Source organism: Arthrobacter sp. TB 26, assembly GCF_000427315.1.
In the GTDB taxonomy this organism is placed as follows: domain Bacteria; phylum Actinomycetota; class Actinomycetes; order Actinomycetales; family Micrococcaceae; genus Arthrobacter.
Window position 1 is genome coordinate 1 of record NZ_AUPJ01000381.1, and the last position, 2,907, is coordinate 2,907.

Annotated in this window: 4 protein-coding genes and 1 pseudogene; all 5 read left to right on the forward strand. The window is 65.7% G+C overall.

The window, feature by feature from the left end:
- Positions 1-432 (forward strand): annotated as a pseudogene (locus K789_RS26230) (HNH endonuclease); the annotation flags it as partial.
- A gap of 477 nt (positions 433-909) precedes the next feature.
- Positions 910-1,413, forward strand: a complete 504-nt coding sequence (locus tag K789_RS0114845) for an RNA polymerase sigma factor (RefSeq protein ID WP_024367443.1) — start codon at positions 910-912, stop codon at positions 1,411-1,413.
- 2 nt (positions 1,414-1,415) lie between these two features.
- A complete protein-coding gene (locus K789_RS0114850; protein WP_024367444.1) occupies positions 1,416-1,811 on the forward strand; it encodes a hypothetical protein in 396 nt (131 codons plus the stop codon).
- A 60-nt stretch (positions 1,812-1,871) separates the two neighbouring features.
- Entirely contained in the window at positions 1,872-2,150 is a 279-nt protein-coding gene (locus K789_RS0114855; RefSeq protein WP_024367445.1) for a hypothetical protein, read from the forward strand.
- Between the two features lie 35 nt (positions 2,151-2,185).
- Positions 2,186-2,674 (forward strand): 8-oxo-dGTP diphosphatase, encoded by a 489-nt coding sequence (locus K789_RS0114860; protein WP_024367446.1) that lies wholly within the window; start codon positions 2,186-2,188, stop codon positions 2,672-2,674.
- The last annotated feature ends 233 nt before the right edge of the window (positions 2,675-2,907 follow it).

Genomic DNA, 2,907 nt, shown 5'->3' on the forward strand with positions numbered 1-2,907 from the left:
TCCCTGGACAACGACGCCGACCATATCCTGGCCTGGGCCGACGGCGGCACCACCGGAATCAGCAACCTCGGCCAGCCGTGCCGCAAACATCACCGCCTCAAACACAGCTCGGCCTGGACCCCGGCCGGGGCCAGCAAAGACGCACCGCCCGGCTGGACGTCACCGACCGGAAGGCACTACCCCAGCGAGCAACAGGACTGGGAACCACCCCACTGGCCGGACCGCCTCCAGGCCATGCTGACACTCCTTGCCGAAGGCGTACCCGAGGACCCCGGCCCGGATCCCGACCAGGAACTGCCGCCGGACCCGTTCCCGGACTGGCACCTGTTCACCTCCGGGCACCCATTCCCCGCCGCAGCCATGGATGACCCGGCCGGGGCGGTTCCCTTCGAGGACCCGCTCCCGGAAGACCTCCTGCGCCAATATGCCTGAACGCCCTGCCGGACTCGCTCAAGGTTTTCCGGCTGGGTCCGGGCAGCTCAGTACATCTAGGCACAGGGATCTGAAAATTCACCCCGCGGCCGAGCGGACCCTCCAACAGTGCCGGGGATCCAATTTCTACCGACGCCGATGTGCTCGAGCATGACATGTGCCGTGCCCGAGTGAAGATACGCGAAACCCTCTGCCGGGCGGTCGTAGAGAATCTCGAATCCGCAGAGCGTGGCCCAGAAGTTGAGGCTAGTGGTGAGGTCGGTGATCAGAAGTTCGGGGACGAGGCCGGGACAAAGCCGGTTCTGCCATTTTTGCTGCGGAGTTCACGCCTCTCAGTATGGCGCCTTCCAGTTTGCTGGTGTCGGACTTGCGACCGGAAGCAACCGGTGAATTTTCTTGCTGACAAGTGTAAGAAAAAGCCCTTCAGGCGACACTTAGTCTTCAGGAAGAAGTCATCCGATGTCCGGGGAAAGCACCATGTTGGCTGCCAAAGAGCAGGCGTTCATTGACCTGCACACTCAGCATTCCGCGCGGGTATACCGCTACATTGCCTGCCCTATTAGTGACCGGCACCGTGCCGAGGACCTTGCTGCGGACGTCGTCAGAATTGCCTGGGAGAAGCAGTTGGCGGAACCGCCCGGCATCGGCTGGCTGCTGGCGACCGCGCGGCATGTGATCGGCAATGAGTACAGGGGACGACGTCGCGCCCAGGAACTTGTCGAACGGCTGAAAGACGAGGCCCGTAGCCAGGTCCCCGGGACAAACGCCGAAGAACGGGCCGCCGTGGCGGACGTGCTGGTGGGGCTCAGGGAGCGCGACCGCGAGGTCCTGATGCTCAGCTACTGGGACGAACTGACCACCGCAGAACTGGCCCAGACCCTGGGGTGTTCTCCTTCAGCCGCTGCGGTCCGTCTGCGCCGGGCACGGCGGGCCTTCGCGAAGGCAGCGCCCTCACATCTCATGACCGAACGGAAGGACTAGCCATGGACCGCATCGAACAGCTCATGAAGGATGCCAAACCACACGTGGGAGTTCCGGACGCAGCCCCGGGAAGCGACTCTGCCCGCTCGATGGTATTTTCCACGGATCCGAACGTTGTCCCCAGAGCTGGACGCGCTCCGGGACGGCGCATTGGCGTGCGGACGGTGGCCGCGTCGGTGGTGGCGGCCGCGGCCGTCGTGGGGGCCGTCCTTGTCGGCGGCAACCTGATGCTGCAACCGGCGCCCGGGCCGGCCCAAACGGGCACTCCGGCGCCCTCTGCCAGCCCCGCGCCGAGTGCCCCCGATGCGCCCACACCTGCCGCCTCACAAGCGGGGACCTCAGCCGGAGCCTTGAGCACCGGCGGTGTCGAGTGCACCTTGGCCAACGTCGACCAGTAGCGCAATGACCAGCAACGGGCGATCACGCCGATTCCAGCCGCCGAGCAGGCCTATTACACCGTGCTGGGCTGCGCCGACGGCTGGCTCGCCTACTCCATCTCCGACGACGGTGTCCGCGCGCTCCAGCTCGACGGCGGCAATGCGTGGTTCAAACTGCAGAACGGCCGTTTCCTCTGCGATGTCCGGCAGGAGTGGTCAAGCGTGTTCACGTGGGAGTTCCAGGCGCTGAACAACCAGGGCCTCACGCCCCAGCAGGCCATGGACAAGGAATTCGCGGAAAAAGGGATTCCGGTCGACCTGCGGCCGCAGCTTGTAGGCGACGGTCCGGCGGCCGGATAGCATCGGCATCCGGTGCCAGCTATAGGCTTGCCTTTATGGCGTCCACTCCTGTCACACTGTGTTTCCTGCTCCGCGAAGCGGGCTCCGGCACTGAGGTGCTGCTGGGGCTGAAAAGGACCGGTTTCGGCACGGGCAAGATCGTGGGGGTCGGCGGCCACGTCGAAGTGGGGGAGAGCGACGCCGAGGCCGTGGTCCGCGAAGTCTGGGAAGAAGCCGGAGTCGTCGTCCGCCAGGAGGATCTGGCGCACGCCGGCGTCGTCGAGTTCATCTTTCCAGCGCGGACCGAGTGGAACATGTCGTGCAGGCTGTTCACTGCCCGGCAGTGGGAAGGCGAACCCGCCGAGAGCCCGGAAATATCGCCCGAATGGTTCGACGTCGAAGCGCTTCCGCTGCACCGCATGTGGCAGGACGCCGGGCACTGGCTGCCTCCCGCGCTGGCAGGTGAAACGATCGACGTCGTCGTGGTCCTCAACGAGGACAACGAAACGGTGGCTTCGGTCCGGTATCCCTCGCGGCCGGTGTGAGCCAAGCCCCACACCGACACACTCCGCGACTCGACACCGTGGGGCGGGGAATGCCCCGGCCGGGGGAGTAGCCTGAGGCTCGAACATTGCGCCGCGGCGGTCCACGCACTTCCAGTGGTCTCCGGCCAGCGGCACACGGACCTTTAATGGGGGCAGGGCATGGGCTCAGGCAGTCACGAAACTCCGGGCAGCGACCCTTATGACGACGAACCGTCGAACGACGCCGGGGCGCG